Source organism: Arthrobacter zhaoxinii (genome assembly GCF_024385505.1).
GTDB classification, from domain to species: Bacteria; Actinomycetota; Actinomycetes; order Actinomycetales; family Micrococcaceae; genus Arthrobacter_B; species Arthrobacter_B zhaoxinii.
Genome location: NZ_JANFLT010000006.1, coordinates 107,627 through 125,474, shown reverse-complemented (window position 1 = coordinate 125,474; position 17,848 = coordinate 107,627). Strand labels below are relative to the sequence as shown.

The 17,848-nt window shown below is 67.5% G+C and carries 17 protein-coding genes and 2 pseudogenes; 10 read left to right on the top strand and 9 right to left on the bottom strand.

What is annotated here, in order from left to right:
* Positions 1 to 58: 58 nt before the first annotated feature.
* Positions 59 to 295 (bottom strand): YegP family protein, encoded by a 237-nt coding sequence (locus NNX37_RS12075; RefSeq protein ID WP_255792991.1) that lies wholly within the window; start codon positions 293 to 295, stop codon positions 59 to 61.
* Positions 296 to 420: 125 nt separating this feature from the next.
* Here NNX37_RS12075 and NNX37_RS12070 point away from each other — a divergent pair.
* The 3 genes and pseudogenes from NNX37_RS12070 to NNX37_RS12060 all read left to right on the top strand — a co-directional run bounded on the left by NNX37_RS12070 (position 421) and on the right by NNX37_RS12060 (position 1,899).
* Positions 421 to 937 (top strand): annotated as a pseudogene (locus NNX37_RS12070) (very short patch repair endonuclease).
* Positions 938 to 948: 11 nt separating this feature from the next.
* Positions 949 to 1,641, top strand: a complete 693-nt coding sequence (locus NNX37_RS12065; protein ID WP_255792990.1) for an HAD family hydrolase — start codon at positions 949 to 951, stop codon at positions 1,639 to 1,641.
* Positions 1,642 to 1,662: 21 nt separating this feature from the next.
* Positions 1,663 to 1,899: a hypothetical protein gene (locus NNX37_RS12060; RefSeq protein ID WP_255792989.1), complete on the top strand. Its 237-nt coding sequence runs from the start codon at positions 1,663 to 1,665 to the stop codon at positions 1,897 to 1,899.
* Between the two features lie 7 nt (positions 1,900 to 1,906).
* Here NNX37_RS12060 and NNX37_RS12055 read toward each other — a convergent pair whose 3' ends face one another.
* Entirely contained in the window at positions 1,907 to 4,441 is a 2,535-nt protein-coding gene (locus NNX37_RS12055; RefSeq protein WP_255792988.1) for a Tex family protein, read from the bottom strand.
* A gap of 54 nt (positions 4,442 to 4,495) precedes the next feature.
* Positions 4,496 to 4,789, bottom strand: a complete 294-nt coding sequence (locus NNX37_RS12050; protein ID WP_255792987.1) for a DUF503 domain-containing protein — start codon at positions 4,787 to 4,789, stop codon at positions 4,496 to 4,498.
* Positions 4,790 to 4,868: 79 nt separating this feature from the next.
* On the opposite strand from NNX37_RS12050, the gene NNX37_RS12045 reads away from it, so the two are divergent.
* The 5 genes from NNX37_RS12045 to NNX37_RS12025 all read left to right on the top strand — a co-directional run bounded on the left by NNX37_RS12045 (position 4,869) and on the right by NNX37_RS12025 (position 9,377).
* Entirely contained in the window at positions 4,869 to 5,357 is a 489-nt protein-coding gene (locus NNX37_RS12045; protein WP_255792986.1) for a DUF2243 domain-containing protein, read from the top strand.
* Positions 5,350 to 6,132 carry a cytochrome c oxidase assembly protein gene (locus NNX37_RS12040; protein ID WP_255792985.1) on the top strand — a complete coding sequence of 261 codons (783 nt, stop codon included), beginning with the start codon at positions 5,350 to 5,352 and terminating at the stop codon, positions 6,130 to 6,132. Before NNX37_RS12045 ends, NNX37_RS12040 begins: the two co-directional genes overlap by 8 nt.
* 104 nt (positions 6,133 to 6,236) lie before the next feature.
* Entirely contained in the window at positions 6,237 to 7,436 is a 1,200-nt protein-coding gene (locus tag NNX37_RS12035; protein ID WP_255792984.1) for a type III polyketide synthase, read from the top strand.
* A complete protein-coding gene (locus tag NNX37_RS12030; protein ID WP_255792983.1) occupies positions 7,433 to 8,164 on the top strand; it encodes a class I SAM-dependent methyltransferase in 732 nt (243 codons plus the stop codon). Before NNX37_RS12035 ends, NNX37_RS12030 begins: the two co-directional genes overlap by 4 nt.
* The gene (locus tag NNX37_RS12025) at positions 8,154 to 9,377 is read left to right on the top strand and encodes an FAD-dependent oxidoreductase (protein WP_308206320.1); all 1,224 of its coding nucleotides are present in this window, start codon (positions 8,154 to 8,156) and stop codon (positions 9,375 to 9,377) included. The genes NNX37_RS12030 and NNX37_RS12025 overlap by 11 nt, the downstream gene beginning before the upstream one ends.
* Before the next feature lie 4 nt (positions 9,378 to 9,381).
* Here the strand turns inward: NNX37_RS12025 and NNX37_RS12020 are convergent, their stop codons facing one another.
* The 5 genes from NNX37_RS12020 to speB form a co-directional block, all read right to left on the bottom strand.
* A complete protein-coding gene (locus NNX37_RS12020) occupies positions 9,382 to 11,064 on the bottom strand; it encodes an MDR family MFS transporter (protein ID WP_255793518.1) in 1,683 nt (560 codons plus the stop codon).
* Positions 11,065 to 11,109: 45 nt separating this feature from the next.
* The gene (locus tag NNX37_RS12015; protein WP_255792981.1) at positions 11,110 to 11,619 is read right to left on the bottom strand and encodes a MarR family winged helix-turn-helix transcriptional regulator; all 510 of its coding nucleotides are present in this window, start codon (positions 11,617 to 11,619) and stop codon (positions 11,110 to 11,112) included.
* 130 nt (positions 11,620 to 11,749) lie between these two features.
* The gene (locus NNX37_RS12010; RefSeq protein WP_255792980.1) at positions 11,750 to 12,157 is read right to left on the bottom strand and encodes an ACT domain-containing protein; all 408 of its coding nucleotides are present in this window, start codon (positions 12,155 to 12,157) and stop codon (positions 11,750 to 11,752) included.
* Between the two features lie 140 nt (positions 12,158 to 12,297).
* Positions 12,298 to 13,968: a thiamine pyrophosphate-binding protein gene (locus tag NNX37_RS12005; protein ID WP_255792979.1), complete on the bottom strand. Its 1,671-nt coding sequence runs from the start codon at positions 13,966 to 13,968 to the stop codon at positions 12,298 to 12,300.
* Positions 13,958 to 14,932, bottom strand: a complete 975-nt coding sequence (gene speB, locus NNX37_RS12000; RefSeq protein ID WP_255792978.1) for an agmatinase — start codon at positions 14,930 to 14,932, stop codon at positions 13,958 to 13,960. Before speB ends, NNX37_RS12005 begins: the two co-directional genes overlap by 11 nt.
* A 124-nt stretch (positions 14,933 to 15,056) precedes the next feature.
* Between speB and NNX37_RS11995 the strand changes: the two genes are divergently transcribed.
* Positions 15,057 to 16,754, top strand: coding sequence for an FAD-dependent monooxygenase (locus tag NNX37_RS11995; RefSeq protein ID WP_255792977.1), 1,698 nt, complete (start codon positions 15,057 to 15,059; stop codon positions 16,752 to 16,754).
* A gap of 24 nt (positions 16,755 to 16,778) precedes the next feature.
* Here NNX37_RS11995 and NNX37_RS11990 read toward each other — a convergent pair whose 3' ends face one another.
* Positions 16,779 to 17,354, bottom strand: a complete 576-nt coding sequence (locus tag NNX37_RS11990; protein ID WP_255792975.1) for a helix-turn-helix domain-containing protein — start codon at positions 17,352 to 17,354, stop codon at positions 16,779 to 16,781.
* A gap of 91 nt (positions 17,355 to 17,445) precedes the next feature.
* Between NNX37_RS11990 and NNX37_RS11985 the strand changes: the two are divergent.
* A pseudogene (locus NNX37_RS11985) lies at positions 17,446 to 17,844 on the top strand (sodium:solute symporter); the annotation flags it as partial.
* Between the last annotated feature and the right edge of the window lie 4 nt (positions 17,845 to 17,848).

Below are 17,848 nucleotides of genomic sequence, written 5' to 3'. Positions count from 1 at the left end.
CACAGGCCTCCGGTTCCCCGTCTGGGGTTCCGGAGGCCTGTTGTGATCCGTCGACTCGTCAGCTGGCAGCGGCCTTGCGGGCCGAGTTCCGGGCTTCGCCCAGCACATCCGCATCCCGGCTCTGGTCAATGACAGGACCTGTTCCTGCGATTTCCCGCAGCTGGGCAATCCCAGCTGCCGCCTCCTGCTTGGTTTCGAATGTTGTGGATACCGCCATCAGCGTTCCGTCGCCGGCAACGAGCTTAATGCGGTAACTTCCCTCATGTGCGTCCACCAGCTTGAAGTAACCCGACATCACTTACCTCCTTGTAAGGGGTCATCAGTGCCTCCAATCCTAAGACACCTTAGGAGTTTGCGGACCCCCGCGGCGTAAGTCAGGTAGTGCGAAATGCAATTGGTATCTGTTCCTAGACTGGACCCATGGCCGATACCGTCAGTCCGGAACAACGCAGCCGCAATGTCCCGCATCCGTGGCAAGGACACCAGACCCGAACTCCTGATCCGCAGTGTCCTTCACGCTGCGGGGTACCGGTTCCGTCTGCACGGTTCGTTTGGAAAGGTTCGGCTGCCGGGAAAACCGGACCTGGTTTTTGCCGGCCGCAAAAAGGTCCTCTTCGTCAATGGCTGCTTCTGGCACTTCCATTCCTGCCGTGCGGGCCAGCACGCACCCAAAACCAACAGCGAATTCTGGGCGGCGAAACGGAACCGGACCGTCGAGCGCGATGCTGCCGCCCAGGCACGGCTGGAGGCGGAGGGCTGGGACGTGCTGGTGGTGTGGGAGTGTGAGCTGCGGGACCGCAGCATCCTCGAAGAACAGCTGCGGACCTTCCTGGGCCCGCCCGGGCGGGCGCCGGCCGCAGCCTCATCCGCAGGGGCAGCGGCGGTGCCGGTCCCGGCATTAGACTCGGAGCCAGAGATCAGCACCAGCACAGATTGAGGCGGCACTTCATGAGCGATACAGGCACCGGCAAGCGGGGCGTCCTTTTCGATGTGGACGGAACGCTGGTGGATTCCAACTACCTGCACGCGGTCGCGTGGTGGCAGGCCTTCCGCCGGATGGAGCACGATGTGCCGATGTCCGAGATCCACCGGTCCATCGGCATGGGCGGCGACAAGCTCGTGGAGCACCTGCTGGGCGAGGACCGCAACAAGGACGAGGACGAGCAGCTCGACGCCACCCACGGCGCCATCTTCTCCACCTGGTGGCCGTCGCTGCGGTCTTTCGATGGAGCCGGCGAACTCCTGAAGGCCTGCTCGGACAAGGACCTCACCGTGGTCCTGGCGTCCTCGGCCACCGGCGCCGAGCTGAAGTACCTACGCACCGTGATCGATGCCGATGCCGCAATCACCGGTGCCACCAGTTCCTCAGATGCCGAGGCCAGCAAGCCGTCCCCGGACATTCTCGAAGCCGCCCTCGAGGCCGGCGAGCTGCAGGCTGAAGATACAGTTTTTGTGGGCGACTCCGTGTGGGATGTGAAGGCGGCCGGGGAACTGTCCATTCCCACCATCGGCCTGACCTGCGGCGGCACCAGCGAAGCGGAACTCCGCGACGCCGGCGCCCAGGAAGTGTATGAAAACCCCCGCGATCTGATTGCCGCCCTGGACACCAGCCTGCTGGGCCAACTGATCGCCCGCAGCTAGACAGAACCGAGAGGACACCCCGTGACCACTGAACCCACCGGACCGGCCAACGACGCCGAGGATCCGCTCGGTCCCAGCGCTCCGCAGCCCGGCCCCACCGGGGAACCCCGTACCCCGGGCAGCGCTTCGCATTCGGCCGGCAACATCCGGGACGATCAGGGAACCTCGGCCGCCGGCGCGGTGCCGGCCGCGCCGGAGAAGGCGGACGAAGCAGCCGAGGCCGAGGGTCCCGTCGACGCCGAGCAGACCGCGGAGTAACGCCCGCCTATTTCAACAGGCCGGCCGCCCGCAGCGCGTCCGCCATGGCTCCGCCGGGTGCGCCCGGTGCACCCGGTGCCGCTCCCTTCCGGGAAGCGGCGCCGGGCTTTTGCTTTCCGGCGGCCGGATCCGGGCTGGGAGTGCGGGCCGTTGCGGTACCGGCCTTCGGGTTGCCCGACTTGTTGCTCCGGGGTTTGTCGCTGCCCGATTGGAACCTGTCGTGCTTGGCGCTGCCCGCCTCTGACCTGCCGGGTTTGCCGCTGTCCTGCTTCGCAGCACCGGGCTTCGCAGCACCGGATGTGCCGGAACCGGACCGCCCGGCGGGCGCCGCGGCGTCGTCGTCGAGCCGAAGCGTGAGGGAAATCCGTTTCCGTTCCGGGTCGGCCTCGATCACCTTGACCTTAACCACCTGGCCGGACCGGACCACCTCGCGCGGATCCGAAATGAAGGTGCGCGACATGGCGGAAATGTGGACCAGCCCGTCCTGATGCACTCCCACGTCCACAAACGCTCCGAAGGCAGCGACGTTGGTGACCACGCCGTCGAGGATCATTCCCGGACGCAGATCGGCAATCCGTTCGATCCCGTCGGAGAAAGTGGCCGTTTCAAAGGCGGGCCGCGGGTCCCGCCCGGGCTTCCGCAGCTCGGCAATGATGTCCAGGACGGTGGGCAGACCCACCTGGTCGTCCACGAAGGCAGCTGGATTGACCTCCGTCAGAACAGCCCCCGACGGACTCATGGTCTCCCCCGCTGTGGCGAGGACCTTCCGGGCGATCGGATAGGACTCCGGGTGGACACTGGTGCCGTCCAGCGGCTCGGTGCCGGCACTGATCCGCAGGAACCCGGCACACTGCTCATAGGCCTTCGCCCCGAGACGGGGCACCTTCAGCAGGTCCCGGCGGCGGGCAAACGGTCCGTTGGCATTGCGGTAGGCCACAATGTTTTCGCTCAGCAGCGGACCGACGCCGGCCACCCGGCTCAGCAGCGACGGGGAGGCGGTGTTCACGTCCACACCCACGGCATTCACGCAGTCCTCGATCACTGCGTTGAGGGACCGCTCCAGCTTCGCGGGCGTTACGTCGTGCTGGTACTGGCCCACCCCGATGGATTTCGGATCGATCTTTACCAGTTCCGCCAGCGGATCCTGCAGCCGCCGGGCAATCGAGACGGCGCCGCGCAGGGAGACGTCCATCCCGGGCAGCTCCGCGGAGGCAAGGGCGGACGCGGAATACACCGACGCGCCGGCCTCGGACACCACCAGCTTGCGCAGCGACCCGCCCGGGACCAGCTTCATCACCTCGGCAGCGAGCTTATCCGTTTCGCGGGAAGCAGTTCCGTTGCCGATCGCGATCAGTTCCACCCCGTGCTGCCGCACCAGACGTTCCAACGAGGCCAGCGCGTCATCCCAGCGGCGCATCGGTGCGTGCGGGTAGACCGTATCCGTGGCCACCACCTTCCCGGTGCCGTCCACCACGGCGACCTTCACACCGGTGCGCAGGCCCGGATCCAGCCCCAGGGTGGTGCGGTTGCCCGCCGGGGCAGCGAGCAGTACATCCCGCAGGTTTGCCGCGAAGACGCGCACGGCCTCGGTTTCAGCGTCGGTGAAGAGCCGCACGCGCAGGTCCAGCGAGAGCTTGGCCAGGATCCTGCGCCACGCCAGCTGCACGGTCTGCAGCAGCCACGCGTCGGCGGGACGCCCGTGGTCCGCCACGCCCAGGCGCGCAGCCACGGAGCGTTCGTATCGGGCCCGGGCTTTGGCCAGGGCTTCGGCATCCGCGGGGTCGCCCTCGGTCAGCGCCAGTTCCAGGATGCCTTCCTTTTCGCCGCGCAGCAGGGCGAGCACGCGGTGCGATGGCATCCCGGAGGGCGACTGGGAGAAATCGTAGTAGTCGGTGAATTTCCGTCCGTCGGCTTCCTTCCCGGGACGCACCTGCGAGCGCATCCGTCCCTGCCGCCACAGTTTTTCGCGCTGTTCAGTGAGCAGATCCGCGTCTTGGGAGAGCCGCTCTATGAGGATGGCGCGGGCGCCGGCAAGGGCTTCGGCAGCATCGGGGATCCCCTCGTGCAGGTACCGTGCCGCTTCGGCTTCCGGTGAACGCCGGGGATCGGACAGCAGCGCATCCGCCAGCGGTTCCAGCCCGGCTTCGCGGGCGGTCTGCGCCTTTGTCCGCCGCTTGCTGCGGTAGGGCAAATAAATGTCTTCGAGACGGGATTTGGTGTCCGCCCCGACGACGGCGGCACGCAGCTCAGCGGTCAGCTTGCCCTGTGCCTCGATCGCCTCGAGCACGGCCCGCCGCCGGTCCTGCAGTTTACGCAGGTAGCGCAGCCGCTCGTCCAGATCCCGCAGCTGGGCATCATCGAGCGTGCCCGTTGCCTCTTTGCGGTACCGGGCGATGAAGGGAACCGTGGCGCCGCCGTCGAGCAGCTCCACCGCCGCCCGGACCTGCCAGGGCGCCACCCCCAGCTCGGCGGCCAGTTGGGCGATCACCTGCTCATCGGTGGCTCCGGAAACGTTGACTGGTTCTACGGCACTTAGACTCACCCGGCCAATTGTTCCCCATTTGCCCCGCGGATGGGCGGATGCCGGGCGTTGCGCCTAGTCCTGCTCGGTGAACAGTTGACGCCGCGCGCTCAGCAGCTCCACTTCCGGCCGCCCGGCCACCAGCCGTTCCGCAGCGTCCAGCACCTCCACCACGTGCGAACGGTCCGCTGCCACCACGCCGACGCCGATCCCGGACCGGCGGTGCAGATCCAGGGAGCCGACCTCCGCAGCGGACACGTCGAACTTGCGCCGCAGCTCGGCCAGGATCGGCCGCACCACCGATCGTTTCCCTTTGAGGGAATGCACGTCTCCCAGCAACAGGTCCAGTTCAAGTGCCCCTATCCACATAGTTCCCATCCTCACCCGGAGCAGCAATGCATGTCACGCGGCCCTGCGGGGCCCACGGCCCCGGTGTTATGTTCGAAACATGAGCACTCCCCACCGCACGCGCAGATCCCCGCGCCTGCGCAACCTCGTTTCCGGTCTGCTTTTCGGCATCGGGCTGGCCGGCTTCGTAGACGAAGTGGTGTTCCACCAGCTGCTGCAGTGGCACCATTTCTATGACCGTTCCACCACCTCCGTCGGACTGTTCTCGGATGGGCTGTTCCACGCCTTCGGCTGGTTTGCGGCGGTGGCCGGCCTCTTCCTCTTCGCGGACCTGCGGCGGTGGCACGAGACCCTCCTGCAGCGCTGGACCGGCGGGGTGCTGCTGGGCGCCGGCGTGTTCCAGCTGTACGACGGAACGGTGCAGCACAAACTGCTGGGGCTGCACCAGATCCGCTACGAAGTGGACCTGCTCGCGTATGACACGGTGTGGAACGCCGTCGCAGTGCTGCTGATCCTTGCCGGGGCGTGGCTGACCTACCGCACCAGGGCGGCCGTGCCGCGGGAATCGACGGCGTCTGCTGATGCATAATCACGGTGGCGGAGGCGGCGGCGCGGAGTCGCTGTTCTTCATTCCGGCCGTGGCGGCCCTGGTCGCGTATTGGGCGGGAGCCGTGTCGCCGCGTTCCGGGCGGTGGCCCTGGTACCGTACTGCGTTCTTCACCCTGGGTGTGGCCGCCGTCCTGGTGACGGTCCTGAACCCGCTGGCCCAACTGGCCCACGAGGATTTCGCCGTGCTCAGCCTTTCCCATCTGCTGGCCGGGATGCTTTCCCCTCTGCTGCTGGTGCTTTCCCGGCCGTTCACCCTGGCGCTGCGCACGCTGGATGTCTTTCCTGCCCGCCGGCTCTCCCGGCTCCTGCGCAGCCGGTTCGCCCGTTTCCTGTCCTTCCCGGTCACCGCCGCGGTGCTCAATACCGGCGGAATGATCCTTATGTTCCGCACCGGACTGCTGCAGGCCATGCAGGAATCCATGCCGGTGCATTGGCTGGTGACCTTCCACCTGCTGGCCGCCGGTTACCTGTTCACAGCCGCCATCATCGGACGGGACCCCTCCCCGCACCGGGCCGGCTACCGGCTCCGCGCGGTGGTCCTGGTGTTGTCGATCGCCGCGCACAACATCCTCGCCAAGTCCATTTACGCCGATCCGCCTCCCGGCCTTTCGGCGGCGGCCGCTGAACAGGGTGCGCTGGTGATGTATTACGGCGGCGGCATCCTCGAGCTGGTGCTGATTGTGCTGCTGTGCCGCCAGTGGTACATCTCCGCGCGGCCGCGCGGCCCGGTCACGCCGACCGTCCGCCATCAGTAGGCTTCCTCAGTTGGTTGCCGGCGCTCCCAAAACCAGTAGCTTGAGGCAACTGTTGAGCAGGTCCGGCCATTGTGTGGAGCATCACTATCCCTTAACAATGGACTATGACGGTTACCCTCAGGTCCCTGGAAACTGCACTCCCGCCCACTGTCCTGGTGCAGTCGGAGGTGCGCGACGCCTTCGCAACTCAGCCCGGCCTGACCCGGCTGGGCGAGCGGCTGGTGCGCACCTGCTTCAATTCCGCTGCCATCGACACGCGCCGCACCGCGCTGGCCGAACTCTCACTCACCGACACCTCCGAGCATCCCCGGTTCTATGATGCGGCCAGCGGACTGCTGCTGCGGCCCAGCACCAAGACCCGCAACGACATCTTTGCCGTCGAGGCCACCAAGCTTTTCATTGAGGCTGCGGCCAAGGCGCTGGACGCGTGTGCCGGTATTGCCGCCGCCGATATCACCCATGTCATCACCGTTTCCTGCACCGGCTTCTTCAATCCCGGCCCGGATTACAAAGTGACTCGGGCCCTGGGGCTGAATCCGTCCGTGCAGCGCTACCACCTGGGTTTTATGGGCTGCTATGCGGCCTTCCCCGCCATGCGCGCGGCGAAATCCTTCTGCGAGTCCGATCCGGACGCGGTGGTGCTGGTGGTCAGCGCGGAGCTCTGCTCCCTGCACGTACGCACCTCCAATGACCCGGACGCCATCATGGGATCCTCACTCTTCGCAGACGGTGCCGCCGCCGCGATCATCACCGCCCGTGAGGACCTGCCGGACTCCGGACCGGCCATCCAGCTGGACCACTTCGAAACCATCCTGACCCCGGTCGGCGAAGAAGCCATGGCATGGAACATCGGCGACGAAGGCTTCGAGATGGTGCTGGGCACCTACGTTCCGCACATCATCGACGACCACATTGTCGGCGCCCTGAAACCCCTGCTGGCCCACGACGGAACGCTGGGCGTCCGCCCCTACCGGGAAATAGAACACTGGGCCATCCACCCCGGCGGGCGCAGCATCCTGGACAAAGTCGAGGCGAAACTCGACCTCAGCGAAGAGCAGCTGATGCCGGCCCGGGAAACCCTGCGCACCGTGGGGAACATGAGCAGCGCCACCGTCCTGTTTGTCCTGAAACGCATCCTCGACCAGCCTTTCACCGGCGGTAATGAGCGGATCTGCTCCATGGCCTTCGGTCCGGGGCTCACCGTGGAGACCGGATTGTTCACCCGGGTGGGCGGCCCGGTACAGCCGGTGGCGGCTGTGCCTGCTGAACAGGCCGTGCCGGCCGAAGTCCCCGCCGCAGTATGATCGCTGGCTTTCCCTCCCTGGGCACCCGGGCGGTGGACGCGGTGGAGGAGATGGACCGGCCCGACGCCGACCGGCAGCGCCTCGACCGCACCTACGCCCAGTTCTGGCTGGTCAACGCGGTGGTCTCGGGGTGGCGGCGCAACTATGTCCGTTACCTTCGGCCGGTATTTGCGCAAAGCGGCGGCGGCACGCTGCTCGACATCGGTTCCGGCGGAGGGGATGTTCCCCGCAGTATCGCCCGCTGGGCGCGCCGGGACGGATTCGCACTGGAGGTCACCGCCATTGACCCGGACCCGCGGGCCCACGCCTTCGCCTCCGCACTTCCGGCACTGCCGGGACTGACCTTCCGCCGGGCCTACAGTCACGAGCTGGTGGCGGAGGGACGGTCCTACGACGTCGTGATTTCCAACCACATGCTGCACCATCTGGCACCGGCGGAACTGCAGGCACTGCTGGCGGACTCGGAGCAGCTGGCACGGCGTCTGTGCCTGCACAGCGATATCGAGCGCAGCCGCTGGGCGTACGCCCTGTTCGCCGTCGGCACCCTGCCGTTTTTCCCGGGATCCTTCATCCGGGCCGACGGGCTGACCTCCATCCGGCGCAGTTTCACCGCAGCGGAACTTGCCGCAGTGACGCCGCCGGGCTGGCAGGGCCTGCAGCAGTGGCCGTGGCAGAACCTGCTGGTTTCTACACCCAGCTCCCGGGAAGAGGACCAGCGTGCGGGCTGAGCTGCCGACCGTCTCCGTCGAACAAACGGCCGCCCCCGCCGTGCAGGCAGCCGCACCCGCTCCCCGCAGCATTCCCCGCAGCTCTGCCGACGTGGTTGTGGTGGGCGGCGGGCCGGTGGGGATGTATCTGGCCGTCCTGCTGCTGCAGGAGGGGGTGTCCGTCCAGGTCCTGGAACAGCGGCTGGACCGCAGCACGCATTCCCGGGCCATCGGGGTTCACCCTCCGGCGCTGGAATCCCTGGCGCGGGCGGGCATCGCGGAAACCATGACCCGGGAGGGCATCCGGATTACTTCCGGGGAGGCCCGGAGCGCGGGGCGGACGGTGGCCCGCCTGGACTTCGCCGCGGCGTCGGCCCGCTACCCGTTTGTGCTCACACTGCCGCAGGTCCGGACCGAGCAGCTGCTGGAGGAACGCCTGCTGGCCCTCGACCCCGGGGCACTGGTCCGGGGCGCGCGGGTGGAATCCGTGGAGGACACCGGTACCGGGGTTCGTGTGCACGGTGCCGCCGGCGGCGCGTTCACTGTGGAGGCATCGCTCCTGGTGGCGGCCGACGGCGCCCGGTCCTCGATCCGCTCCGCGCTGGGAGCCCGCTGGTCCTCCCGCGAACTGCCGGACACCTATCTCATGGGCGATTACCCCGACGGGACGGGCGACGGGCCCCTCGGTGTGCTCTATCTCGAGCCGGAGGGGATTGTGGAATCCTTCCCGCTGCCCGGCGGCCTGCGCCGCTGGGTGGTCCATACCGACGCGCTGCAGCGGAATCCCACCGCGGCCGGACTCGCGGAGCTGGTCCGGCAGCGGACCGGGCACCGGCTGGACGCTGCGGGCAATTCCATGCTGAGTGCCTTCGGCGTCCGGATCGGCCGGACGAACCGGCTGGTTTCCGGACGCTCGGTCCTGATCGGGGACGCCGCCCACCAGATCAGCCCGATCGGCGGGCAGGGGATGAATCTGGGCTGGCTGGACGCTGCGGCAGTGGCCCCCGTCATTGCCGCATCACTGCACGGTGACCCGGTGGGCGGTGCCCTGCGGGACTTCGAACGACGGCGCCGCCGCGACGCCGCCGTTGCCTCGGCCCAGGCACAGATCAACATGATGCTGGGCCGGCCGCTCCCCGCGGGGATGCTGGCCCTGCGCAACGCCGGGCTGGAACGGATGTTCCAGGTCCCGGCGCTGGGCGGGGCCGTGGCACGGCGTTTCACCATGCAGTAGGTGCTTACGGCCGGGTGCTGCCGGCCTTTTCCGTACCGTCCGTCCGCGGTGCCTCATCCGGCGCAGCCGCAGCGGAGGCCGGGGAACCGGAGGCCGGAACGGCAGCCGGTTCGACGGCGGACATGGCACCGGTGTGCAGCATCTCCGCGCCGCCAGCCAGGCCCGGTTCGACGGGGTTGGAGGACGTCGGCTTGATATCCAGGGTCCGGCGCAGTGCCTTCTCCTTGATGAACAGCACCGCGACCAAGGCAATGATGGCTACCGCGGCGGCGATCTTGAAGATGTCCGCCGTACCCTCCGCATAGGCGATCCGGAAGAACATCTGGACCTCCTCCGGAAGCCCTCCCAGGTCCAGCGTGGCTATGGTGCCGCCGCCGTCGGTCGGCATGCCTGCCTTGTCCAGTTCCTCCGTGACGCGGCGGCTGACGGAGCTTGAAAGGACCGCACCCAGCACCGAGACGCCGATGGCGCCGCCGACGGTGCGGAAGAAGGCAACGGATGCGCTGGCGGAGCCGACATCGGTGACCTTGACGGTGTTCTGCACGGCCAGCACCAGGTTCTGCATCAGCAGGCCCATGCCCACACCGAGGATGAAGATGAACAGGCTGACGAGGATCATGTCGGTTTCATGGTTGATGAAGCCGGCCAGCGCCGTCCCGAGGATCACCAGGACCGTACCGATGAGCAGGAAACGCTTCCACTTGCCGAAGCGGGTGATGAGGAGGCCTGATCCTACGGAACCGAGCAGGTTGCCCGCGATCATCGGCAGCATCAGCAGGCCGGCCTCGGTGGGGGTGAAGCCGCGTGCCAGCTGGAAGTACTGGCCCAGGAAGGTGGTGGAACCGAACATCGCGATGCCCACTGCAACGGAGGCGACGATGGCCAGGGCAGTGGTCCGCTCGCTGATGATCTTCAGCGGAATGATCGGTTCGGCAACCTTGGACTCCACCAGCACCAGCAGGGCCAGCAGGATCACGGATCCGCCCACCATCGCAGCGGTTTCCCAGGACAGCCATTCGTAGTAGTCCGGCTTGCCCGCGAAGGAGACCCAAATCAGGAGCAGGGAGACGCCTGCGGTAAGCAGGATCGAGCCGAGCCAGTCGATCCGCGCGGGACGGCGTACATGCTGCAGATGCAGCGTGACCTGCAGCAGGAAGAGGGCGACGACGGCGAGCGGAACGCAGAGGAAGAAGGTCCAGCGCCAGCCGAGCGGGCTGTCCACGATGAAGCCGCCCAGCAGCGGGCCGCCGGCGGTGGCCACTGCCATGACGGCGCCCATGTAACCGGAGTACCGGCCGCGTTCCCGTGGCGGAATGATGGAACCGATGATGGCCTGTGCCAGCGCCGTCAGGCCACCCATGCCCAGGCCCTGGATGACGCGGGCGGTGAGCAGCAGTTCCATGGAGTGGGCGAAGCCTGCGAGGACGGAACCGGCAACGAAGATGACGATGCTCAGCTGCACCAGCAGCTTCTTGTTGAACAGGTCCGCCAGTTTGCCCCAGATGGGGGTGCTGACGGCGTTGGCCAGCAGGGCGGCCGTGACCACCCAGGCGAAGTCGGTCTGCGTTCCGTGCAGGTCGGCCATGATGGTGGGCAGCGCGTTGGCCACAATGGTGGTGCTCAGCATTGCCGTGAACAGTGCGGCCAGCAGGCCGGTAAGGGCCTGCAGGATCTGCCGGTGGCTCATGTCACCGGGGACGTGTTTCTTCCGGGCGGTCTTGGAATCGGTCACTTAGTTGTTAGCTCCTGCGGATTCGGATACGGGGGTTTCCGGCGTCGGCCCGGCGGTCCCGGGTGCTCGGCGGATTGAGGTAAAGAGTGAGTCTGAGAGCGCCCCCAGGGCGGAGGAGGCAAGCTGCGCCTGGTCCTCGGACCAGTCGGCAAGGGCATCCTGGAGCAGGACGGCCCGGTTCTTGAGTGCCTCGCGGAGGACTGAGTCCCCCAGCTCGGTCAGGCTGATGAGATACGCGCGGCGGTCCTGCGGATGCGGACGACGCCGGACGTAACCGAGTTCTTCAAGTTCTGCGACGTGGCGGCTGAGTCCGGCAGGGCCGACACCGAGTTTCGCGGCAAGCTCGGTTGCCCGCAGCTCGCCGTCTTCGCCGATCATCCGCATAACACCCTGCAGTGCCACTCCGGGTCCGCCGATGTCGGCGCTGCGCTGGGTCACGCACCGCAGCGATCGTTGCAGGGCGAAGATCTTCCGGATCAGGTCATCCGCCGTTTCCTGGTGCATAGGCATGGGGATGGGTCTCCGGGGCTAGGTACTGATAGTTGACTCAGGCAACTATACAAGGAAATTTGCCTAGGTCAACTAACTAATCAGAGAGAGATTGCGGCCGCCAACCAGAGATGCCGTCGTCGTTCCGTATCTAACGGAGCGTATGCCCTGCCGTCCGCAGCAGGCCGCGGGCCTGTTCGTACTGCGGCGAGGGAACCATGAGGAGGTCGCCGTCAAAGGTGGACACGACAAACACCGGGCAGCCGGCGGCTGCGAGCGGAGCGACCAGCGACGCCACCACACCGGTCAGGCCGAAGGGCATGGGACCGGAGGCATAAAACGCCGCCCACGTTCCGTCGGTTTGGGAGTCCGCCGGGGCAAGGGCCGCGGGGCAGACGATGGAAAGCTCCTGCGGGGTCCGGGTGACGGAGATGAATCCGCCCGGAGCCGCCGCTGACAGCAGCGCGGCGGGGACCTCCGCTGCCGGGGAAAGCCGTGCAATGACGTAAGCACCGGCAAGGACGTGCAGTTCCACGGAAGGAGCGGCCTGTTGGGGCATGGGTGGTCCTGATTCACTGTTGTGCGGAAGGCCCCCTGACGGGTGAGGGGCCGCGCCAATCGCACCCGCTCATCATGCCAGAGGGCCACCTTCTCCAGACCGCCCCGGCGCGCCGCGGCCCCGCGTCCGCACCGCCCCCGTCAGACCAGGTGGGTGGGAGCAAACAGCCCTATCCGCGCTTCAACCACAACCACGTTGGGGCCCTCGCCGGCAAAGGCCTCTGCCAGTGCCGTGCGGATGTCCTCGGGAGCGCAGCGCCGTGCCGGCACTTCAAAGGATTCGGCCAGCTTCACGAAATCCGGCCGGGCCAGTTCCGTGGCGGTGGCCTTGCCGAAAGCGTCCTCCATGTATTCGCGCAGGATGCCGTAGCCGCCGTCGTCGACAATCAGCCAGGTCACCGGAAGGCGATGCTGCCGGGCGGTAGCCAGCTCGGCGATGGAGTACATGGCGGAGCCGTCTCCGGACACGGCGAGCACCCGCTCCCCCAGGCCCACCGCACCGCCGATGGCCCCCGGATAGCCGTACCCCAGTCCCCCGGCGCCCTGGGCGGAGTGGAACCGGCCGGACTTCGCATCCCAGCAGCTCCAGGCCCAGTAGGCGGAGATGGTCATGTCCCAGTAGGTCTGCATATCGTCCGGGACGGCGGCGCGGATGTCCGCCATAAAGCGGCGTTCCATATCCAGCCCCTGGGTATCCAGCCGCGCCTGCACCCGGGCCAGGGCGCCGGCCACCAGCTCCTCGGAGCTTTGGCCGCGCCAGTCGGGACGGCGTTCCGCTGCCGGAAGCGCGGCGTCGAGGGCCTCCAGGGCCTGCCGGGCATCGGCCCGGATGCCCAGGGCGGGACGGTTGGACTCCAGGACCCGGGGTTCGGCGTCGATCTGAATGATCCGGCCGCGCGGGGCCATGGTGAAGTAATTGGAGGTCACTTCGCCGAGCGAGGAGCCGATGACCACCAGTACGTCCGCGTCCTCGAGCACCTCCGTCATATGCCGGTCCTCCATCCAGGACTGCAGGGACAGCGGATGGTTCCAGGGGAAGGCCCCGTTGCCGCCGGGCGTGCAGATCACCGGGGCGTGCAGCTTCTGTGCAATGGACAGCAGTGCGGTTTCGGCACCGCTGCGCCGCACTCCCCCGCCGGCAATGACAGCGGGCCGGCGGGCGTCGGAGAGCCAGCGCACGGCTTCCTTGACCAGTTCGCTGCGCGGCGGGTTGTCGAACGGTTCCGCGAGCGCGTCTTCCACGGCCGGCACCATCACCGGGTTGAGCAGCACGTTCTGCGGAACCTCGATCCAGACCGGTCCGGCCGGAGAGGAAATGGCTTCGGTCCAGGCGTCCTGAATGGCCGAGGGGATGCCGGAGGCATGCTGGATCAGCCGCTGGCTCTTGGTGACGTTGGCGGCCGAGGCCTTCTGGTCATCGAGTTGGTGCAGCATCCCCCGGCGCCGGGCGCCGAGGCCGTCAATCGGAATCTGGCTGGCCACCACGATCATCGGCACCCCGGTGGCGTAGGCCTCCTGCAGTCCGGCCAGGGCGGTCAGGGCGCCGGGACCGGTGGACAGGAACAGCACCCCCACCTTCCCGGTCGCCCGCGAGAAACCGTCGGCGGCAAAGGCCGAGTTGTTTTCCACCCGGGAGGAAATGAATTCCAGCCGCGAGCGGGAGAGCGCGTCGAAGAGCCCCAGGGCGTGCTGGCCGGGAATGCCGAACACCTTGCTGGCACCGAGGGCCTCGAGGGTTTCCACCACCAGGTCCCCGCCGTTGCGGACGGGACCGGACCCCGGAACAACCGTGGCTGCGGAATCAGTGCTCATCCGACAGTCCCATCAGCGTGATGAGGTCATAGGCGACGTGGGAGGCGGCCACGGCGGTGATGTCCGCGTGGTCGTAGGCGGGGGCGACCTCGACGACGTCGGCGCCCACCAGGTTGAGTCCGCGCAGTCCGCGGAGGATTTCCAGCAGCTCGCGGCTGGTGATGCCGCCGGCCTCGGGGGTGCCGGTGCCCGGGGCGTGGGCCGGATCCAGGACGTCAATGTCTACGGAGATATACAGCGGCCGGCTGCCGATGCGGTCCCGCAGTTTCGCCACCACCTCGTCCACGCCCTGCCGGAAGACGTCGGAGGAGGTCAGGATGCCGAAGCCGAAGCGGCGGTCGTCCTCGAGGTCCTTCTTGCCGTACAGCGGGCCGCGGGTTCCGACGTGGGAGATTGCTTCGGTGTCCAGGATGCCTTCCTCGACGGCACGGCGGAACGGGGTGCCGTGCGTGTACTCCGCACCGAAGTAGGTGTCCCAGGTGTCCAGATGGGCATCAAAGTGCAGCATGGCTACCGGGGAGCCGGCCCGCTCGGCAGCGGCACGCAGCAGCGGCAGGGCGATGGTGTGGTCCCCACCCAGCGTCAGCAGTTTGGTGCCCTGCTCCGTCAGGTCCAGGGCGATCTGCTGGACGGTCTCGATCGCTTCGTTGATGTTGAAGGGGTTCACGGCCATATCGCCGGCATCGGCCACCTGCAGGTTTTCGAACGGCGAGGCATCGAGGGCCGGGTGATACGGCCGCAGCAGCCGGCTGGCCTCCCGGACATGGTTGCCGCCGAACCGGGCACCGGGCCGGTAGGAGACACCACTGTCGAAGGGCACCCCCACTACCGCAACGTCGGCCTGCTCCACCTGGTCCAGCCGGGGCAGGCGGGCGAAGGTGGCGGCCCCCGCATAGCGCGGGACCTGGGCGGCGTCGACGGGTCCGATGTGGCCGTTGGCGTTCACGCGGGGAAGGTTGTTCATAGGTGCTGTCTCCGGTTCCAGGGTGGTCGCCGTCACTCGGCGTCGAGGGTTACCTGAGAGTAACCAAAAGTTTACCCAAAAGCTAAAGTGGAACTGCCGTCGGGGTCAAGACTAGGCTGAGAGCATGGCGGCTCACGATAACAGCGAAGACCCGAACTACGACGTCGATGTCCTGATTGTGGGAGCCGGCCCCACCGGGCTTGCCCTGGCCGCGCAGCTGGCCGCTTTCGGCGCCAGCTTCCGCATCATTGACCGGCGCCAGTCGCCCGGGACCGAATCGCGGGCCATCGCCATCCAGCCCCGCACCCTGGAAGCACTGCGCCCCTTCGGCGTCAGCGGGGAACTGGTTGCCGCCGGGCGCCCCGCCCGCGAGCTGCACCTCCATCTGCCGGAGGAAACGCTGGAAGTGGATCTGTTCGACACCGGGCTGGAAGACTCAGCCTTCCAGCAGCTGCTGTTCCTGTCCCAGACGGAAACCGAACGCATCCTGACCCAGCATCTGCTCTCCCGCCGGGTCCGCATTGAGCGCGGCGCCGAGCTGCAGGATCTGGAGCGGCTGGATCCCGAGGACCCGTTTGCCGGCATGGAAGCGAAGATCCAGCGCATGGACCGCGGCATCGAGCGCATCCGTGCCCGTTACGTCGTAGGCGCAGACGGCGCCGGGAGCACGGTGCGCGCCAAGGCAGGCATGGACTGGCGCGGCGGCGCCTACCCCGACACCTTCATTCTGGCCGACGTCGAGATTGACGGCGCGGAACAGGACGCCGTGCATTCCTACCCGACCGAGGACGGCTTCCTCTTCCTCTTCCCGCTCGGCGGCTCGGCCACCTGGCGGATGATCGCCATTCTGCCGCCGCACCAGCCCGCCACGCTGGAAACCCTTCAGGGACTGGCCGATACCTTCACGCACGGCGCACTGCAGGTACGGGACCCGCAGTGGATCAGCACCTTCCGCCTTTCACACCAGATGGCCGAGTACTTCCAGCGCGGCTCCGTGTTCCTGGCCGGAGACGCGGCGCATGTCCACTCCCCCGTGGCCGCGCAGGGCATGAACACCGGCATCCAGGATGCCCTGAACCTGGGCTGGAAACTCGCGCTCGGTGCCCGCGGCCTCGCCAGCGACGAGCTGATCGACAGCTACCATGCCGAGCGCCGCCCCGTGGGCCAGGAAGTGGTGTCCACGACGGACCGCGTCTTCAAGCTGGCCACCAGCCGCAACGGACTGAAGAAGCTGCCCCGCACCAAGCTCCTGCCCGCATTGGCGCCCAAGGCGATGGCCTGGGACGGACTGCGCTCACGGCTCTTCCGGACCATGGCGCAGCTGAACATCAACTACCGCGGCAGCAGCATGGTCGACGCCGGGGCCTCCCGCCTGCCGGACAAACTGGCCCGCGGCCCGCGGCCGGGCGACCGCCTGCCCGACGCCGATGTTATGTACCAGGACCGGGAACGGCGGCTGCAGGACCTGGTGGCCACGCCCGGCTTCTCCATCCTCCTCAGCGGACCCGGCTGGCCGCAGGATGCCCCGCACCAGCTCCGGGCAGCACTGCCCCAGCTCGCCGGCCTGCTGAATATCCAGCAGCTGACCGTCGGCAGCAGCCTCATTGCCAATGCTCCCGGCATCATCAAGGACGTCAGTGGCCTGGCCTTCCACCGCCTGGGGCTGAGCTCCCGCCGGCCCGAACTGCTGGTGATCCGCCCCGACGGCTATGTGGGCTACCGGTCCTCCGGCCGGGACATCACCGGCGCGGTGGAGTACCTGCAGCGGCTGACCGGCGAAGCCGCGGCCGAGCCGGCAGCCGGCGGAAGCCGATCAGCCTAGCTCGGCAGCTCCTGGGTCCCCGGCCTAGACACCGCCGGGACTGACGAGGGTCCAGAGCACAATGGCTTCCTCGTCGGACGGGTTGTGCCACGAGTGCGGCTCCCGGCCGGGAAAAGTCACCGTATCCCCCGTAGTGAGGGGGATACGCTCACTGCCGAGAATGAGTTCGAAGCTGCCCTGGGCCACATGCAGCACCTCAACCTCGCAGTCCACGGAATAGAGATCGGCTTCCCCCGACCCGCCCGGTGCCACCACGGAGCGGACCACCTGCACGCGGCGCTCGGTCCGGGCCGTGACCAGCCGTTCCACGATGCCTTCACCGCCCAGGCTGATGCGCGGGGCATCCGCCAGGCGCGTCACGTTGGTTTCCGGCGCGGCGAAGAGGTCTCCGATGCTGATGGACAGCACCTGGCACAAAGTCAGCAGCGAGGCCACCGAGGGGGAGGTCAGGTCCCGCTCCACGCGGCTGAGGAACCCTTTGGTGAGCCCTGTGGCCTCGGCTACCTGCTCAATGGTCAGATGCCGGGTCTGGCGGGCAGAGCGGATGCGCACACCGATGGCCATCGGGGCGTTGGTCGGTTCAACGGGCAGGGCCTTCATATTTACGAGCATACCGAGGGAAACCTGCACGTAATGCGCTTGTAGCGCAGGGCGGCTAAATTGACGGCGTGACTGAGAACACTCTAGTTTCCTCGGGCTGGGCGTTGTCGCGATCATCGTCGCCATAGTGGTCCAGGACGTGGTCGCCGCGCTGACTATTGCCTACGACATTTTGGTGGGTGGCCTGCTGGTGAGCATCTTGGGCGGACTGGTCTTGAAGCGCGGCACCGGACTGGGTGCAGCCGTCTCGATGGGCGTGGGAACAGTCGTGACCCTGGGGGCCATGATCTACCTGGAGATCCAGGCTGCCGCCCCGTACGACGGCGTGTACGCCAATGAACCGATCTACTTCGGCCTTATCGCCTCGGGTTTCGCCTACTGGGCGGTTTCCCTGCTCTCCCGGCCCACGGATCCTGAGGTCCGTGCAGCCTGGGACAAGCGGGTGGCCGGCACCGGTTCCGTGGAAGCGGAAGAGGTGCCGGCCCCGTAGACCT

What these genes read in the sequence shown, in the direction of transcription:
- NNX37_RS12075 (WP_255792991.1), bottom strand. Translation starts at nt 295, where the DNA reads ATGTCGGGTTACTTCAAGCTGGTGGACGCACATGAGGGAAGTTACCGC.
- NNX37_RS12065 (WP_255792990.1), top strand. Translation starts at nt 949, where the DNA reads ATGAGCGATACAGGCACCGGCAAGCGGGGCGTCCTTTTCGATGTGGAC.
- NNX37_RS12050 (WP_255792987.1), bottom strand. Translation starts at nt 4,789, where the DNA reads ATGTGGATAGGGGCACTTGAACTGGACCTGTTGCTGGGAGACGTGCAT.
- NNX37_RS12045 (WP_255792986.1), top strand. Translation starts at nt 4,869, where the DNA reads ATGAGCACTCCCCACCGCACGCGCAGATCCCCGCGCCTGCGCAACCTC.
- NNX37_RS12040 (WP_255792985.1), top strand. Translation starts at nt 5,350, where the DNA reads ATGCATAATCACGGTGGCGGAGGCGGCGGCGCGGAGTCGCTGTTCTTC.
- NNX37_RS12035 (WP_255792984.1), top strand. Translation starts at nt 6,237, where the DNA reads ATGACGGTTACCCTCAGGTCCCTGGAAACTGCACTCCCGCCCACTGTC.
- NNX37_RS12030 (WP_255792983.1), top strand. Translation starts at nt 7,433, where the DNA reads ATGATCGCTGGCTTTCCCTCCCTGGGCACCCGGGCGGTGGACGCGGTG.
- NNX37_RS12020 (WP_255793518.1), bottom strand. Translation starts at nt 11,064, where the DNA reads ATGAGCCACCGGCAGATCCTGCAGGCCCTTACCGGCCTGCTGGCCGCA.
- NNX37_RS12015 (WP_255792981.1), bottom strand. Translation starts at nt 11,619, where the DNA reads ATGCCTATGCACCAGGAAACGGCGGATGACCTGATCCGGAAGATCTTC.
- NNX37_RS12010 (WP_255792980.1), bottom strand. Translation starts at nt 12,157, where the DNA reads ATGCCCCAACAGGCCGCTCCTTCCGTGGAACTGCACGTCCTTGCCGGT.
- NNX37_RS12005 (WP_255792979.1), bottom strand. Translation starts at nt 13,968, where the DNA reads ATGAGCACTGATTCCGCAGCCACGGTTGTTCCGGGGTCCGGTCCCGTC.
- speB (WP_255792978.1), bottom strand. Translation starts at nt 14,932, where the DNA reads ATGAACAACCTTCCCCGCGTGAACGCCAACGGCCACATCGGACCCGTC.
- NNX37_RS11995 (WP_255792977.1), top strand. Translation starts at nt 15,057, where the DNA reads ATGGCGGCTCACGATAACAGCGAAGACCCGAACTACGACGTCGATGTC.
- NNX37_RS11990 (WP_255792975.1), bottom strand. Translation starts at nt 17,354, where the DNA reads ATGAAGGCCCTGCCCGTTGAACCGACCAACGCCCCGATGGCCATCGGT.